Below are 16,503 nucleotides of genomic sequence, written 5' to 3' on the forward strand. Positions count from 1 at the left end.
TGAAATGCCAGCTAACGATTGGTACACCGCGAGTGGATAAGAATAGGCAGACGCTGGACGAACCGTCAGTCCAGCGTAAAAGAGAATACGTTACCCGAGCGTGACTCCCGCTCGTGACAGCTGTCCAGCACCTTGCGCTTCTCGTCGTTGTCCATACGACCCCAGCGGCTGATTTCCATACCGGTACGGTAGCAGCCTTCGCAAACGTCTTCGTCGTTCAGAATGCAAATGTGTACGCAGGGCGATTTAACGGGGGTTTCCGATTTCAAAGCGAGCCTCCAACAGCAAGGGCTGGAATGCTAACGCGGCAGTGATCAGAAATCCAACGAATGTGGCATCCGGAGATCCGGTTTATTCGCCTGAATGATCACGACTGGCGGCGGCAATACGGCCGATTGGAATATCCGCATCGAAGTAGCGGTTCATCAATTCGCCAATCATATAGGCCGTCAGGCCCCAGATGCGGTAGTGCTGATAACGCCAGGTTGGCATGGTAATGCCGTCACGCTCAAAGAATTCGTGGGGTTCGCCCATAAAGAACGACAGAGGTACCGAGAAAATACTGTCGAGCTCCCGAGGGTCAGGAACGTATTTCAGACCTGGCGGCACGACCGCCAGCACAGGGGTGACCAGAAATCCAAACTTGGAAATCACCTGATCCAGCTCCCCTACAACCGACACCAGCGAAGGCTCCAGCCCAACCTCTTCGTGGGCTTCGCGCAGCGCGGTGGCTGTGTAGTGACTGTCGTATTGCTCGCATTTGCCACCTGGGAATGCAACCTCGCCTTTATGGGTTGGCATTTCGGTGGTTCTTCGGGTAAGCAGAACAGAAGGCACGCCATCCTTGCAGGACAGCGCAACAAGCACCGCGGCCTCTCTGAGACCGGGACGTCGAAAACGACGCGGCGTATGGTTGGCGTGCCGTTTTGACAATGTGGACAACAAGTCTTCGTTGGTCATGTTGTCCAGTTTAGTGTCGAGCAAGTGGTGACTCCAGAAAATAATTTCGTTTTTAATCGAAATGGTAAAGAAACCCGTCGGTTAAGAGCCGCTGTTTTACAACTTCGGGCGTGAATAGTTCAGTCAGCCAGTCCGCCTTTCGGTCGATTCTTTCGGTCGATTCTTTAGATCGTTTCTTTAGATCGTTTTTTGGGCCAACCCCTAGGGACCCTCTGAGAAACTCGATGCCAGCTCTGGATGACAGGGCGAAGCTGAATCACGAAGCTGATTTGCAGGCCGGACGGGTCAAGTCAAAAATCAGCGACACAGAGTCAGCAAGGCCCTGCCATCCCCGTAGGGCGCGGCCTGCAGCCCGCCAGAACGGTGTTGGCGAATTTGAAAAGGACTGGTCATTCCGCTGCATTCGCCGCCTTGTTCTGACGACCTGCAGGACTCGCGCACGACTGCATGGATGCAGGAGGTAGGGCGAAGCAGGAAGCCAGAGCCGAGAGCGGTGCGGAGTTTTTCAGAGGGTCCCTAGATATCCGGAAAAGAGAGCCGCTTGTTTCCATGAACAGATGCACAAAGACACAGATTGGAGCCATCGTTTTTTTCTTACACAAATTCAACAGGTTAGACAGGTTAAAAACACTCTGACAAAGTTTCTTAACAGAATGTTACTGGTAGACTGTTTTTCAGTTAATTCAAGCCAGTATTTATATTTTTTGAGAGGTGGCTGCTGTGGAATTACCGTCATTTGAAGAACTGCGTAAATTGGCCGAACAAAACCCGGAACAGCTGGAAGCCCTGCGCCAGCAGATGGTTGAAGAAACCATTAACGGCGCACCGCAACAATATCAGCGCCGTCTGCGTGGTCTGCAGTTTCAGGTCGATATGGAACGCCGCCGCGCTCGCAACCCTATGGACTCCTGCATTCGCATTTCCAAAATGATGCACGATCACCTGTTCCAGATGCGCGAAACCATCAACGGTGCTACCGACATGGAAATCGCTTCCGAAGCGCCGCGGGCCGTTGCCAATGGCACCGAGCTGGTTGATTCCCCTCGCGCAGCGGTCTTGCAGTTTCCGGAAATTGCCAATCGCTAATCGAACCTGAACAGGTATACTCGTTCGATGGCCGTAGATCCTTACGGCCCTGGCATTTATCAGAGGACGGGATGAAATACTGCAGCGTTTGTGCCGGACACATCGAACTGAAAATTCCCGAGGGAGACAACCGCCCTCGTCACGTTTGCGAACAGTGCGGCACCATTCATTATCAGAACCCGCGCATCGTGGCGGGCACCCTGCCCACCTATCAAGGCAAGATTCTGCTGTGCAAACGCGCCATTGAACCCCGCATGGGATACTGGACGCTACCCGCTGGCTTTATGGAAAACGGCGAAAGCACAGAGCAAGCAGCCCTGCGCGAAACCTGGGAAGAAGCGCTGGCCAAGGTGGAAATCCAGCAACTGTTCAGCATGATCAGTGTGGTTCACATCGATCAGGTCCACATCTTCTATACGGCTGTATTGCCGACTGCCGAATTCTCCTCTGGCCCTGAAAGTCTGGAAGTGGCCTTGTTCGATCCCGAAGACATCCCATGGGATGAGCTGGCCTTTTCTACGGTCGAAAAAAGCCTGCGTCTGTTTCTGGAAAATCCGGCTCCTGCCCGCGTTCATACACTTGAAGTTAACCGCAACCGCTGAGCCGGCTGACTCTATCACTGCTCAGGAATTGATTTTTAAACCGGCAAGTCGTCTTCTGAGACCAGCTTGACGATATCAAATGCTGGCTCTTCGTAAGGGTGAGCGGCCTTCAGTGCCGCCACTACCGCGCGAATACAGTGGTCAGCGACGACCATTTCGACCCGATATTCATCAACATACTCAAGTGTTCCCGGCTCACCAATAAACGGATTGGCGGCCGGGCCTGGACGAAACTGACCACGGCCAGGACACTGCCAGCAGCAGTGTTCGTAATCTCCAATATTCCCTGCACCAGCGGCAAACACCGCTTGTTTCACTTCGTCCAGCTGCGGCTGCGGGACGTAAAAGCCCAATTTGTACATGCTTCTTGCCTCTGCTTATTCACGATCCATATTAAGAAAAACCCTACAAAATACCCGCACAAACGCAAAATAACGAGATTGGTCTAGTGTTAAAGAAGGTTCATTTCTCGGTCTTAAGAAGCCATGAGCGTGCTTGCATCGTTTTGCACTGCTCCCTTCAGGCATCCCAGCAGACAAGGAAGAACAGCCAAGGCAGAACACATACAGCACCTCGCCGATTGTTGAGAACGCCCCGCCGGGCAGTTTTGCAAGCAAACGCATGATTTCCGGGAAACCTATGACCATTCAACAAAAATTGAACACCGCTCTGGCTGGCATTCTGCTGATTGTATTGGCGATTGCTGTGACGCAAAGCGTGCATTCCGAGAAACAACTCAGCAATACGCTGGTGCATGACCTGCTGCAAGACAAGGCCAGCGGCTACCTGGACTCCATGAATATGCTTATGATTTCGGGGGCGATCGCCAATCGTGAGCTGCTGCGGGACAAGCTGCTGGCTGACGACGTCATTACCGAAGCCCGTATGATTCGGTCAGAAAAAATCGACGTCCTCTACGGCAAGGGAATGGCGCACGAATACCCGGCTGACGAACTCGACCAACGCGCACTGGCAGGTGAAACCGTACTGCTGGAGTCCAGCAATTCACTAGGCCGCACCATCACCTATATTGAGCCTATTCGAGCATCGGCTGATTATCGAGGCACGAATTGCCTCGGCTGCCACCAGGCCAGCGAGGGCGATATTCTGGGTGCAACGCGCATTACCTACTCAATGGCCGGCATCGACGGCCAGATTGAAGGCAATATGTTTCAACTGATCACCCTGCAAGGCAGCGTCATGGCCGTTGCCATTGTGGTGTTGTCACTGCTGCTGCGCCAATTGATCGTATCCCCTACCCGCAATATCCAGCAAAAATTGCGCGACATGGAAAACAATTCGGACCTGACGGTGGATTTTACCGCCCGAAGCCGAGACGAGATTGGCGACACCGCCAGTTCGCTGAACAACATGGTAAAGCGCTTTGCGCAATCGTTATCCGAAGTGGTTAGCTCCGCCAATCAGGTTGAACACAGCGCCAGTGAAATCAGCAGCTCATCAGGTAAGGCACGGCAAGCCGCAGAAACTCAACGCAATGAGTCCCGCCAGTTGCTGCAAGGTATCGATGACCTGATGGCCAGCACCAGTCATGTGACGCAGAACGCCCGCGAAAGCACAGAGTCAGCGCGTTTGGCCCGGGATGTCGCTAATGCAGGCATGGAAAAAACCTCACTGGCGGTGGATCACATCAGCGCCATGAACGGCGCCATTCAGGAAACCGCCAACGTTATTGGCACACTGGATGAACGCAGCAGCAACGTTGGCAGCGTACTGGGCGTAATCAAGGAAATTGCCGAACAAACCAATCTGCTGGCGCTCAATGCCGCCATTGAGGCCGCACGCGCTGGGGAATCCGGCCGTGGTTTTGCCGTTGTCGCAGACGAAGTGCGCACGCTGTCGCAGCGCACCCATGATTCCGCCCGTGAAATCGAAAACATGATTGGCCAATTGCAGTCGGAAGCTCGCAACGCCGTTGGCTCCATGAACACCGCTAGAGAAACCGCCGAAGAAGGTGTGTCACGCATTCGCGACGCTGCCGAAGCGCTAAACCACATGATCTCGAAAATGGATCGCATGACCGAGCTGAGTCAGGCAACGCTATCCAGCATGGAACAGCAGCTGGCGGTAGGTAGTCAGGTATCGGATGGCATTCACCGCATCAACAATGAATCTGTGGCCAGCGTCAGCAGTGCCGAAGCCACCAACAAGATTGCCAATGAGCTATTGGGGCTGTCGCAGCGACTGGGCAGCCTGGTCAGACAGTTCCGACTCTGAGGCTTCGCCGGTCACTTGCTCAAGAAAGATCAGGTTGTCAAACGCCTGCTGATTGGTTGTACCGCAAATATCGTCTTCGGCGGTGAACTTGCCACACACCGCAGGTCGCTCTGGCTGACCAAACAGCTGGCACAGATTATCGTCCGAAAGCTGCACACAGCGCACACCCGCGGGCTTGCCTTTGGGCATACCGGGAATGGCTGAGGTGATGGATGGGGCGATACAACAGGCTCCGCAGCCTAAGCGACATTCCACGGGTTGATCTCATGTAATTGGGTCCTTAAATTGAAACATAGCGAACCACGACAAAATACTGGATATAAGGCCAGTCATTCCTTCAAAATCCCTTGAACGCCACCCGCCACTGGTTTAGCCTTCCTGAAAATTTTCAGCAAGGATGTCCGTCATGAAGACGACTCTCTGGTCTGCCTCTGTGATTCTGGCTCTTATGGGCTCTGGCCAGGCCATTGCCGACTCGGCCAAACAGGATGACTACACCAACTTCCGGGTTGGCATCAGTTCAACCACCCTGGATGTTTCTCCGGGTGCCAGCTATATGCCGGAATCCGGTGATCAGGGCGTGGGCATTTTTGCTGAGTTCCCCCAAAGCGAGCACGCCGCCTCGCGTTTCATCATTTACCGCATGCACCAGGACGGCAAAGACGTGACCGGTTTTGAAACCCAATTGATGTGGGGCTGGGGGCTGGCATCTGAAGGCTTCCGACTGTACACCGGCCCGGCCTGGCATCGGGAGAAAATCCTGATTGATCGCGGCACCAGCAAGCACACTGGTGTTTTTAACGGCTGGGGCTGGCAAGTTGGTACCGGCGTGCAATGGGGCCCAATCACGCTGGACATTGCCGGTACCTACCGTGACGACCAGGACTACCGCAATGAAAATCGCCGCGGTGGCGCGTCGGGCAAACGCCCGGATGTTTGGCTCACCAACGCTATGATCAGTTACCGATTCTGAGACGGAAAGACCATGACCAACGCAGTAACCGTACGATACATGTCCCGCTCTGAGCTGGAGAGTCTGATGTACAGCCTTACCGCCAGCGCCGATAACGAGCAAGCACAGCTGTTTGAAGCCATTGCCCGTCGCTTGCTGGAAATCATGGAAGAAGAACGACGCTAGTCGTTCTTTTTGCCTTCCTGCAGTCAATCCTAGCCCGTCAGTCCGTTGTTGCTGTAGGAATACAGATAGCTGACCAGACGCCCCTTTCTCCCTGCTGCCGATTTTTCACGCCATGTCCGTTACATCCGAACACGCCATTGAGTTGCTGTACCAACATCCGGAGTGGCTGGCCATCAATAAACCCGTAGGCATTGGCATGCACAGTGCAGATGGCGAGGCAGGACTGGTGGTTCAGTGCGAACAGCAGTTCCAGCAGAAGCTGTGGCCAGCGCACCGGCTCGACAAGGTAACCTCTGGCATTCTATTGCTGGCACGCAGTGCAGAAGCCGCCGCCAAGCTGGGCCTGCTGTTCGAACAGCACCAGATTCAGAAGTACTACCTCGCCAAAGCCTCCGGCAAGCCCGCCAAAAAGCAGGGGCTGATCAAGGGGGATATGGTCAAAACCCGCAATGGTTGCTGGAAACTGACCCGCAGTCAGGATAATCCGGCCATCACCCGCTTTATCAGCCATTTTGACGAAAACTCGGGTCAACGGGGCTATTTGTTGGCGCCCAAAACCGGTCGCACTCATCAGCTACGGGTGGCACTCAAAAGTCTGGGCACCGCCATTGACGGCGATGTACGCTATAAAGGCGCAACCGCAAGCCGAACGTATTTGCACGCCTATGCGGTTGTGTTTGAGTACAATGGCGACACTCATCGTCTGCTTTGTGCTCCTGGCGAAACCGAGCAGTGGCCTGCTCTACCCGACGCTTGGCAAAGCCCCTGGAACCTTCTATAACACGAGTTAGTTATCTTCGGTTTTCAGCCTCTGTTGCAGGCTTTTGCAGAGCTGTTTTAGCACCTGAATCCGAGCAAAACGTTTGTTGTTGGCAGCAATCAAATGCCATGGAGCCAGTTCAGTACTGGTACGCTCAACCATGTCATTCACTGCGGTTTCGTAATCGGCCCAACGCTCACGGTTGCGATAGTCTTCGTCGGTGATCTTGTGGCGCTTGTAGCTCACTTTTTCGCGTTCCTTGAAGCGCTTTAGTTGCTCATCCGGATCAATGTGCAGCCAGAATTTACTCACCAGCGTGCCGTGCTCGACCAACTGGGATTCAAAATCATTAATTTCACTGAAGGCTCGCTGCCACTCCCCCTGACAGGCAAAGTCTTCTACCCGCTCAACCAATACCCGACCGTACCAGCTGCGATCGTAGATGGTCACCTTGCCATCGCGGGGTAAGTGACGCCAAAAACGCCACAAATAATGATGGTCCTGCTCTTCATCTGTTGGTGCTGCAATGGGAATGACCTGGTAGTTACGAGCATCCAGTGCCGGAATCACCCGGCGTATCACGCCACCTTTGCCAGCCGCATCCCAGCCTTCCAGCACAATCACCATGGATACCGCTTGCCGCTGGGCTTCTCTGGCTAGTACCGCCAGCTTGCCTTGCCACAACTCCAGCTGTTGCTGGTACTCGTCTTTCGACAACGACTGGCTCAGGTCGAGGCTGCCCAGCAAGGTACGTGGGCGATGAATGTGTGGTATCGAATCCGCATGATTGTCTTCGCCGTCGCCCGAATCTTTTTCACTGTGATGCTTGCCGGAAGAACGGCCGCAATGATCCAGGTGGTGCAGAATACGTTGCAGAATGTGCTCGCCGACGGTGAAATTACGATAATTGGCATCGCCACTTTCAACCACGACCCATGGTGCTACGTCGGTGCTGGTTTGCCGTAAGGTATGCTCAGCAATGCCGCGAAACCTCTTGTACAGGCCCAAATGCTCGCGATCTTTGTCCGTCACCCGCCAACGGGTAAGAGGATCGGCGGCCAGGGCTTCCAGTCGGGCTTTTTGTTGTTCATGAGAAAGATGTAACCAGAGCTTGATTACCAACGCGCCATCGGCAATCAAGGTGCGTTCGAACAAGCGTATCCGTATTAACTCGGCGTCCAGGCCGGCATCGCTGGTTATTCCAGCAACTCTGCGGGCAATCGGGTCGCTGTACCAGGAGCCTACATAGAGCCCAATTCGACCCTTGGCTGGCAATTTTCGCCAGAATCGCCAGTAATCCGGACGTTCTCGCTCGTCCTGGGTTTTATCTCCAAACGCAAAGGTGCGCATCAGCCTTGGGTCCATCCACTCATTGAGTTTATTGACCATGTCACCTTTGCCCGAGCCGTCACTTCCGGAAATCAGAACAACGACAGGGAACGGCGCGTCTTTCAATGCTTGCTGCATTTCCAGCAAACGCGTTCGCAATAACGGCACTTCCCTGCCGTAATCATCGTCACTCAAACTCTGGCCAAGCTCTGCTATTTCAAACATTGGAAATTCCTTTTCAACAAGACAGGTTAGTCAATCAGCGTCCTTTAAATAGCTCTCATTTATCCTCGCTCATGGCGCATGGGGTGTCATTGACTAGTCTAAAGGGACCATCTGAATAACTCTGCACAGCTCTGCGCGAGTCCTGCAGGTTGTCAGAACAAGGCGGTGAATGCAGCGAAATGACGCGTCCTTTTCAAATTCGCCAACACCGTTCTGGCAGACTACAGACCGCGCCCAAAGGGGATGGCAGGGCATTACTGACTCAGTGTCGCTGATTTTTGACTTGACCCGTCAGGCCTGCAAATCAGCTTCGTGATTCAGCATCGCCCTGACATCCAGAGCGGTCACCGAGTTATTCAGAGGGTCCCTAGTTAACGTCCGAATTCAGGCTGCCGCAGGCTCGTGACCATGACACTTAAATCCCGATTGATATTGGCCATGCTGGCCATCATCGCCACCACCATTGTAACCATCGGTCTGGTGGTCAATAACACGGCCTCATCCAGTACTCATAAAGCACTGGAGCAGCTTGCTTACGATACGCTGCAATCCACATTGGAAGCCAAGAAAAGCCATGTTGAAGAGTACCTGTCGACACTTCGCAATCAGGTAGAGGTGCTGTCGCAGGATCAGAACACCTTCGCGGCCAGTCATGTCTTTTTGAGCGGTGTGGAGGAATACCCACTGACCAGTTCGCTGACGGAAGATATGAAGCAGCAAGTGCGAGACTACTACCAAACGCATTTCGCTGGCCCTTACCAACAGCAAACCGGCCAGCCGGCCCCGACCACTGAACAGTACTTTAGCAACTTCGACGACGCCAGCTGGTTGCTGCAATATCACTATATCGCCAACAACCCCAATGATGTGGGCGACAAACGTTTACTGGAGACCCAAGCCGCCGATAGCAACTCCCCCTACAGTGCCAATCACGCCTCATACCACCGCAGCTTTTTGCAATACGCAGAAAAATTTGGCTTTGGGGATGTTTACCTGGTTGGTGCCGATGGCAAGGTAAACTACTCGCTCAATAAAGGGTTTGAACTGGGTACCAATCTGAAAACCGGCGTCTTTGCTGATACCGGATTGGGTCGGGCCTTTGAACGCGCCAGTCAGGCGTCAGACTCCAACGTCATTATCGAAGACATATCCCTGTTCCCACCGCTTATGAATGCGCCCGAAGCGTTTATGGCGGTACCACTGTTCAAGTTCAAACGCTTGCGCGGCGTATTTTTGGTGCAGTTTCCGATCGACAATATCGACCAGATCATGACCAATGGCGGCCAATGGGAAAAAATTGGTTTGGGTAAAACTGGTGAGTCTTATCTGGTGGGCCCGGATGAAGCCTTGCGCAGCACCAGCCGGGCCCTGTCTGGCAATCACCAGAGTGACGGCAAATCTCATGCAGGGATTGGTCAGCAGAAAATGTCTACGCCATCTGTTGATCTGGCACTGCAAGGCCAACATGGCACGGGCCTGGTGGTACATGACGGAAAAAACTGGCTATCCAGCTATTCGCCGATCGCCATTGAAGGGCTTGATTGGGTCATTATCGCCGAAATCAGTCAGACCGAAGCGTTGGCCAGTGCCGATCATCTTGCCGCTAGCCTGACCAATAACATTCTGGTGATATCCCTGATAATAATGCCACTGGCCGCCGCCGTAATCGTGCTGATTGCCGGGTTTATTTTCAAACCGCTGCAAAACATCACTTCCAATATGAAAGACATTGCTTCTGGCAGTGGCACGCTGAAAGTCCGTTTGCCGGAGGATGGCAAAGATGAAATTGCCCAGCTGGCCGGGCAATTCAATGTGTTCGTTTCGAAGATAGACAAAGTGGTGCAACAGGTGGCATCTACCGCTGACGAGCTGATTGTGCAGAGTCGTGAAATGACCAAGGTCAGCGACACCAGCAAGCAGACCACTAACGAACAAAGTCGTCGCATCAGCGAAGTGGTTGGCGCTATTCATGAAATTTCCAGCAACGTGGATCGTAATTCCGAATACGCCGCTTCCACCACCAAGGTCGCGCTGCAAGCGAGTGATATTTCCCGTCAGGGCCAAACGCTCACCGTCGACACCGTCAGCGTGATTCGAGGAGTGGCCGAAGAAGTTACCAACACCTCTGGCTTGCTCTCCAACGTTGAGAACGACGTACAGAACATCGTCACCGTGCTGGCCGTCATTGAAGATATTTCAAACCAAACCAACCTGTTGGCTTTGAACGCGGCTATTGAGGCTGCCCGAGCCGGTGAAAATGGCCGTGGCTTTGCGGTGGTGGCAGATGAGGTACGAAACCTGTCACAACGCATCCAGAAAGAAACCCACACCATTGCCGAAACCATCGAAGCCCTGCAAAGCGGCACCCAGACAGCGGTCAGCACCATGATCAGCAGTGCCGAACGCACCCATGATTGTGTGGCAAAAACCACAGAGGCTGGTGAGCAACTGGCTTCTGTAGTAAGCATCAGTGAAGAGATTACCCGTATGAACGGATCGATTGCGGAGACAGCCAGCAATCAGAAAAACCTGATCCACTCCGTCAGCGACAACATTGAACAGGTCAATCAGATGGCTCGCCAGACCGCGGCGTCTACAGAAGACCTGGATGCTATTGGTAATCGGATCTCAGGGTTGGCCAATCAGCTGGACACCCTGATCGAACAATTCAATCGCCAAGCCTGATCTGTCGGTTAGAGGGAAATAACGAGCAGCGGCCCCGACTATGTGTCAGAACAGTCTGACGCCGGGGCTGCCGTCGATTCCAGGGTGCGGAATTTGGTGATGTCAGCGGCCGTTTACCATGGCCGCGAATTCGGTATAGCCACCGACGTGCTTCTGGCCAACGAAAATTTGCGGCACGGTATGCACTGGCTTACCGATAGTCTGTTCCAGATCGGCCTTGCTGATTCCTTCGTCAATAATATCTATGTATTTGAAATCAAAATCTTTCAGCTCGCAGAGTTCCTTTGCACGTCGGCAATAGCCACAACCCTGACGGCCAAAAATAGTAACGCGTTGCATGTCATGTCACTCCAGCAGTTCAGCAGCGATACAGGTTTGACTTCCTGCATCGCTAAACAGGTTCTTTGAAACATTGTCCAAGTTATTAATAGATTAAATCTTGATTTTTGATCTGTTAAATCAGAATTGGCTATTAATGCCATAGCTTCTGCGCCATGCCCTTCAGACGAGCAACATTGCAAACCGCTTCTATCCATGAGGCCTACTTGCGTTGAGCTGAACTTGATAATATTCTGTATTGGTTATGTAGTTATATCAATCCTTGATTTTTGGGAAGATTGACCAGTAACCCTTAGGGGACATCTATTTAATCCGGTGCTCACTCTGGGCTACCGGGTGGTTTCGAATCACGAAGCCGACTTGCAGGCCTGACGGGTCAAGTCAAAAGTCGGCGACACAGAGTCGAGATCATCCGGCAGCCCCCGCAGGGCGCGGGTTGCCGCCGCCCAGTGCTGTGTTGACGAACTTGGAAAGGACACGTCATTCCACTGCATTCGTCGCCTTGCACTGAACAACGGCAACACTCGCGCAGAGCCGTGCAGGATTAAATAGATGTCCCCCTTAAGTTCACGCACACCAAACCGAGGCGTCCATGATCAAGCTTGCCAGCTCCTCTATCATTCTTTCTTCAAAGACTGTTGGTCGATTGATTCAGTCGGGCCTGCTGACCGTGATAGCCGCAGTCGGGGGCTTAACGGCAGTTGTCGCGTCAGCTACAGAACCAAATTCCGCCAACAGTTCTGTTCGCATGACTGAACGTGTGACCGTTTCGACCCAACAAATCACCGTCTACTACGATATTCCCGCCACACTGGAAGCTGTTAACCAAAGCACTATTTCCGCGCAAACCAGCGGACGCGTGTTGGCCCTTCATGCCGATGTGAACGATACCGTCGAGAAAGGCGCGTTATTGATTGAGTTGGACAATGCCGAGCAACAAGCCCAATTGACCCAAGCCAATGCTCAACTGGCGAGGGCTGCCGCCACCAATGAAGATGCCCAAAAAACGCTGACCAGAAGCCAACGGTTACACCAGCAGGGCAGCCTGTCACAAGGCCAGTTAGATACCGTTATTGCTCAGTCTGAATCTGCGGCAGCGGCGGTCCGGGCAGCCAGTGCAGCAGTAGAGCAAGCGCAGCTGTCGTTGGCCTACACGCGTATTACTGCGCCCTACTCAGGTATCGTCACGTCCCGCCTGGTCGAGGTTGGCGAACTGGTCAACCCGGGCACGCCGCTTATGAGCGGTTTGGCCCTCAGCCCATTGCGTGCGGTCGCTGATATTCCCCAACGGCTTGCGCAACAGACAACTGACGGGCAGGTTCAGGTTGTATTGTCGTTACCGAGTGGTGAGCAGGTCATTCGACCAAGCCGTGTTACCCGATTCCCTTATGCCAGCCAACACACTCACAGCGTGCGTTTACGCGCACTGCTTGATGCATTACCAGCGCACATTGGCTCATACATCACACCCGGCATGTGGGCGACCGTTCGTCTTCAGGTCGCAGAGCGCACCGCTATCCTGATTCCGGCAACAGCCCTGGTTTCGCGCTCGGAGGTGACGGCGGTTTATCTGGCATCTGCGCAGGGCTGGCGCTTGCGTCAGGTTCGGGTCGGTAATACGCAAGACGGCCAGATTGAGGTGCTTTCCGGCCTTGCTGTTGGTGATGTAATCGCCGCCGACGGCTACGCTGCGCTGGCGAATGTAGCAGGCAAGCAGCGCCCTGCTGACCCTGCTGATTCAGCAAGCGGCCGTGGGGAGTAAAACGATGACGAATTCCAACCAGGCTCCAAACAGCAAAGCTAAAACACACAATATGGGAGTTTCCGGTCGTATTGCTGCGGCGTTTCAAAATTCCGCCATCACCCCATTACTGGCGTTGGTTGGTCTGTTGCTGGGCGCATTTGCTGTGATGATTACACCAAAAGAAGAAGAACCGCAGATAGATGTCACCTTCGCCAATGTGTTTATCGGCCTGCCCGGTGCAAGCGCACGTGAAGTGGATCAGCTGATATCCATACCAGCGCAACAGGTACTTTCGGAAATCAAGGACGTCGATGACATCTATTCCATCAGCCAGCCCGGCCAATCGATCCTGACCGTTGCATTCAAAGTAGGCGTACCGCGCGAAACGGCCATTTTGAACCTGTATAACCAGGTGATGATGCACAACGACTGGTTCCCACAGAATCTGGGGGTTAGCCAACCGGTGGTGAAACCTATGGGTATCGATGATGTTCCGATTATGGCGATTACCCTGTCGGCCAAAAACACCGCCGATGTCAACCAGTCCAGCGCAGATCTTCCCTCTAGCGCTGATCTTACAAAGGTCGCTCATGCACTGGAAAGCGAACTGAAGAAAATACCCGGCACCCGCGATATCTACACCATTGGCGAACGCAATCAGGTGGTTAACGTGACGGTGGACCCGTTGCGTATGAACGCCCACGGTCTGACATTTGACGACGTACGTAATGCGTTGCAAGGGGCCAATCGTGGCGGTTATCGCCTGCCGGTGGTTGAGAACCATAACGGTAAGGCCCAAGTCATACAGATTCAGGCCGGAGAATTACTGCAAACAACCGCGGATATTGGCCAGCTGATTGTTGCCAGCGATGCCAATGGGCTGGTGTATCTGGCAGACATTGCCGATATCCAACTGCAAGCCGACGTTCCAGATCATTTTGTAATGACCCGAGCGCTGGGCGACACATCCAGCCAATCTGCCGTCACGCTGGCCATTGCCAAGCAACCGGGACAGAACGCCATCGATATAACCCAAACGGTATCAGAACGGCTGGAGCAACTTAAAAACCGCATCATCCCTGACACGGTGGCCGTGCAGATAAGCCGTGACTATGGCATTACCGCCAAGGAAAAGTCCGACAAGCTGATGTCGAAGCTGCTGTTTGCGACAACGGCCGTTATCTTATTGGTGCTGGCGACCATGAGCTGGCGTGAGGCCATTATTGTAGGCTCTGCCATTTTTATTACTCTGGCAATCACACTGTTCGCCAGTTGGGTGTGGGGCTTCACGCTCAATCGTGTGTCCTTGTTTGCGCTGATTTTTTCGATAGGCATTCTGGTCGACGACGCCATTGTGGTGGTTGAAAACATCCATCGCCATATGCACATGGGAGGCAAAAAACTGCTGGAGGCCATTCCTACTGCGGTTGATGAAGTTGGTTCCCCGACGATTCTGGCAACCTTTACCGTCATCGCAGCCCTGATGCCGATGGCGTTTGTTTCTGGCCTTATGGGCCCTTACATGAGCCCGATTCCGATCAATGCCTCGACCGGCATGCTGATTTCGCTGGCGGTGGCATTTGTTGTCACTCCCTGGCTGTCTTACAAGCTGTTGAAGCGTTCCTCAATGCAATTTGAGAACCTGCCCGCGCAAGACCATGAAGAAAAAGCCAGTGGCAAAGTGCACGGTTTTTTCCATGCGCTGATGTCGCCATTCCTGGGCGCAGGCTCAGTCGGCAAGCGGGTGCTGCTGTTTGCTGGCATTACTGCACTGATTGGCGTTGCCGTGGCGCTGCCGGTGTTTGAACAGGTGGTGCTGAAAATGCTGCCGTTCGATAACAAATCCGAGTTCCAGGTAATTGTGGATATGCCCGAGGGCACGCCTGTGGAAGAAACCCTGGTGGTACTGGAATCGTTGTCTGACAGCTTAATGACCGTACCTGAGATCAAGGACGTACAACTGTACGCAGGCACTGCCGCGCCAATTAACTTTAATGGACTGGTTCGCCAATATTACCTGCGCAGCTTGCCCAATCAGGGTGATATTCAGGTGAATCTGGTCGACAAACACCACCGCGATCGCCAGAGCCACGACATTGCCCTCTCCGTTCGTGAGCCGCTCCAGAAAATCGGCCGAGAGCTTGGGGCCAACGTCAAAGTGGTTGAAGTACCTCCCGGCCCGCCGGTAATGGCCCCCATCGTGGCTGAAATATATGGTCCGGAATATGGCCGCCAGATCGCCGCTGCGAAGGAAATTCGTGGTCTGTTTGAGCAAACGCCGGACATCGTTGATGTAGACGATTACGTCGAGTCGGATCAGGAAAAGTGGCTGATTCACATAGATCGCCAGCGAGCAGCCATGCTGGGCGTTACCCAAACTTCTATCACCCAGGCCATTCGTACTGCACTGGGCGGAGAGGACGTTTCCTGGCTTTACAGCGGTTTGCCATATGAGCGAACTCTGAATCCACTGCCGGTTCGTCTGGAATTCAGTGAAGGCGACAAGGCCGGATTGAACGCATTGATGTTGCTGCAAGTAAAAACCGCAGATGGATCTCTAGTAGCGCTGGCCGACTTGCTCCGCATCGAAAAGCGCATCGCCGACAAGACCATTTACCACAAAAACCTGCGTCCGGTGGTGTTTGTCACCGCCGATATGGCCGGCGAACTCGACAGCCCATTATATGGTTTGTTTGCCATGTCATTCTCAATGTCTGAAGATAGCGAGAATACCGGACTGAACTGGGAACAGTGGTTTATCCAACCGCCCGCACTGACCGACGACATCAGCGTGAAGTGGGACGGTGAGTGGCAGATTACCTACGAAACGTTCCGCGACATGGGCATTGCCTACGGCATAGGCATGATCCTGATCTATCTGCTGGTGGTCGCCCAGTTCCGTAGCTATCTGGTGCCGCTGATCATCATGGCTCCTATTCCGCTGACGGTTATCGGAGTAATGCCTGGTCATGCGCTGCTGGACGCCCAATTCACCGCTACGTCCATGATTGGCATGATCGCGTTGGCTGGCATCATCGTCCGCAATTCCATTTTGCTGGTTGATTTCATCAATCACCAACTGGCGCGAGGCATGTCCTTCGAAGAAGCCGTGATCAGCTCGGCGGCAGTACGTTCAAAACCCATCATCCTGACAGCGGTTGCTGCCATGATCGGAGCATTCTTTATTCTCGACGACCCGATCTTTAACGGTCTGGCGATCGCATTGATCTTCGGCATCATGGTATCCACGCTGCTGACGCTGATCGTCATCCCGATTTTGTATTACAGCTGGATGCCGAAGAATCTTGGCGAGAGGATTCGCGGTGACGTGGTTATGGATTAGATAGGCGCAAGCGCCTATGTGAACACGTCACTTGTAGGAGGCAATTCATTGCCGAAT

At 53.5% G+C, this 16,503-nt stretch carries 15 protein-coding genes; 9 read left to right on the top strand and 6 right to left on the bottom strand.

The genetic code is table 11. From position 1 onward, the window contains the following. Positions 1-65 precede the first annotated feature (65 nt). Together ACXADJ_RS06425 and ACXADJ_RS06430 are read right to left on the bottom strand one after the other, a co-directional pair. Complete coding sequence (locus ACXADJ_RS06425) at positions 66-269, bottom strand: DUF1289 domain-containing protein (RefSeq protein WP_028292818.1); 204 nt, start codon at positions 267-269, stop codon at positions 66-68. A gap of 82 nt (positions 270-351) precedes the next feature. Further along, positions 352-984: an NUDIX hydrolase gene (locus tag ACXADJ_RS06430; RefSeq protein WP_475064172.1), complete on the bottom strand. Its 633-nt coding sequence runs from the start codon at positions 982-984 to the stop codon at positions 352-354. A 696-nt stretch (positions 985-1,680) separates the two neighbouring features. On the opposite strand from ACXADJ_RS06430, the gene ACXADJ_RS06435 reads away from it, so the two are divergent. Then, positions 1,681-2,046, top strand: coding sequence for a DUF3135 domain-containing protein (locus tag ACXADJ_RS06435; protein ID WP_475064173.1), 366 nt, complete (start codon positions 1,681-1,683; stop codon positions 2,044-2,046). A gap of 71 nt (positions 2,047-2,117) precedes the next feature. After that, on the top strand, positions 2,118-2,648 hold the full coding sequence (locus tag ACXADJ_RS06440; protein ID WP_475064174.1) for an NUDIX hydrolase: 531 nt from the start codon (positions 2,118-2,120) through the stop codon (positions 2,646-2,648). A gap of 35 nt (positions 2,649-2,683) precedes the next feature. On the opposite strand, the gene ACXADJ_RS06445 is transcribed toward ACXADJ_RS06440, so the two are convergent. Continuing rightward, a complete protein-coding gene (locus ACXADJ_RS06445; protein ID WP_475064175.1) occupies positions 2,684-3,010 on the bottom strand; it encodes a hypothetical protein in 327 nt (108 codons plus the stop codon). 277 nt (positions 3,011-3,287) lie between these two features. Here ACXADJ_RS06445 and ACXADJ_RS06450 point away from each other — a divergent pair, with 277 nt between their 5' ends. Further along, positions 3,288-4,883, top strand: coding sequence for a methyl-accepting chemotaxis protein (locus tag ACXADJ_RS06450; RefSeq protein ID WP_475064176.1), 1,596 nt, complete (start codon positions 3,288-3,290; stop codon positions 4,881-4,883). On the opposite strand, the gene ACXADJ_RS06455 is transcribed toward ACXADJ_RS06450, so the two are convergent. Continuing rightward, positions 4,830-5,138, bottom strand: coding sequence for a YkgJ family cysteine cluster protein (locus tag ACXADJ_RS06455; protein WP_475064177.1), 309 nt, complete (start codon positions 5,136-5,138; stop codon positions 4,830-4,832). The two genes, ACXADJ_RS06450 and ACXADJ_RS06455, sit on opposite strands and share 54 nt — an antisense overlap. A gap of 151 nt (positions 5,139-5,289) precedes the next feature. Here ACXADJ_RS06455 and ACXADJ_RS06460 point away from each other — a divergent pair, with 151 nt between their 5' ends. From ACXADJ_RS06460 to ACXADJ_RS06470, 3 genes are all read left to right on the top strand, one after another. Continuing rightward, positions 5,290-5,856, top strand: coding sequence for a hypothetical protein (locus ACXADJ_RS06460; RefSeq protein ID WP_475064178.1), 567 nt, complete (start codon positions 5,290-5,292; stop codon positions 5,854-5,856). A gap of 12 nt (positions 5,857-5,868) precedes the next feature. Next, complete coding sequence (locus ACXADJ_RS06465; RefSeq protein WP_028292824.1) at positions 5,869-6,021, top strand: hypothetical protein; 153 nt, start codon at positions 5,869-5,871, stop codon at positions 6,019-6,021. A gap of 112 nt (positions 6,022-6,133) precedes the next feature. After that, positions 6,134-6,802, top strand: coding sequence for a TIGR01621 family pseudouridine synthase (locus tag ACXADJ_RS06470; RefSeq protein WP_475064179.1), 669 nt, complete (start codon positions 6,134-6,136; stop codon positions 6,800-6,802). 6 nt (positions 6,803-6,808) lie between these two features. Here the strand turns inward: ACXADJ_RS06470 and pap are convergent, their stop codons facing one another. Continuing rightward, entirely contained in the window at positions 6,809-8,335 is a 1,527-nt protein-coding gene (pap, locus tag ACXADJ_RS06475; protein ID WP_475064180.1) for a polyphosphate:AMP phosphotransferase, read from the bottom strand. Positions 8,336-8,743: 408 nt separating this feature from the next. On the opposite strand from pap, the gene ACXADJ_RS06480 reads away from it, so the two are divergent. Beyond that, positions 8,744-11,020, top strand: coding sequence for a methyl-accepting chemotaxis protein (locus tag ACXADJ_RS06480; RefSeq protein WP_475064181.1), 2,277 nt, complete (start codon positions 8,744-8,746; stop codon positions 11,018-11,020). A gap of 102 nt (positions 11,021-11,122) precedes the next feature. Here the strand turns inward: ACXADJ_RS06480 and ACXADJ_RS06485 are convergent, their stop codons facing one another. Beyond that, positions 11,123-11,359, bottom strand: a complete 237-nt coding sequence (locus ACXADJ_RS06485) for a GrxA family glutaredoxin (protein WP_028292828.1) — start codon at positions 11,357-11,359, stop codon at positions 11,123-11,125. Between the two features lie 592 nt (positions 11,360-11,951). On the opposite strand from ACXADJ_RS06485, the gene ACXADJ_RS06490 reads away from it, so the two are divergent. Both ACXADJ_RS06490 and ACXADJ_RS06495 read left to right on the top strand, forming a co-directional pair. After that, entirely contained in the window at positions 11,952-13,121 is a 1,170-nt protein-coding gene (locus ACXADJ_RS06490; protein WP_475064182.1) for an efflux RND transporter periplasmic adaptor subunit, read from the top strand. 4 nt (positions 13,122-13,125) lie between these two features. Further along, positions 13,126-16,446 (top strand): efflux RND transporter permease subunit, encoded by a 3,321-nt coding sequence (locus ACXADJ_RS06495; protein WP_475064183.1) that lies wholly within the window; start codon positions 13,126-13,128, stop codon positions 16,444-16,446. Positions 16,447-16,503 lie beyond the last annotated feature (57 nt).

The sequence above is a fragment of the Oceanobacter sp. ABM4_470 genome, from assembly GCF_056158645.1.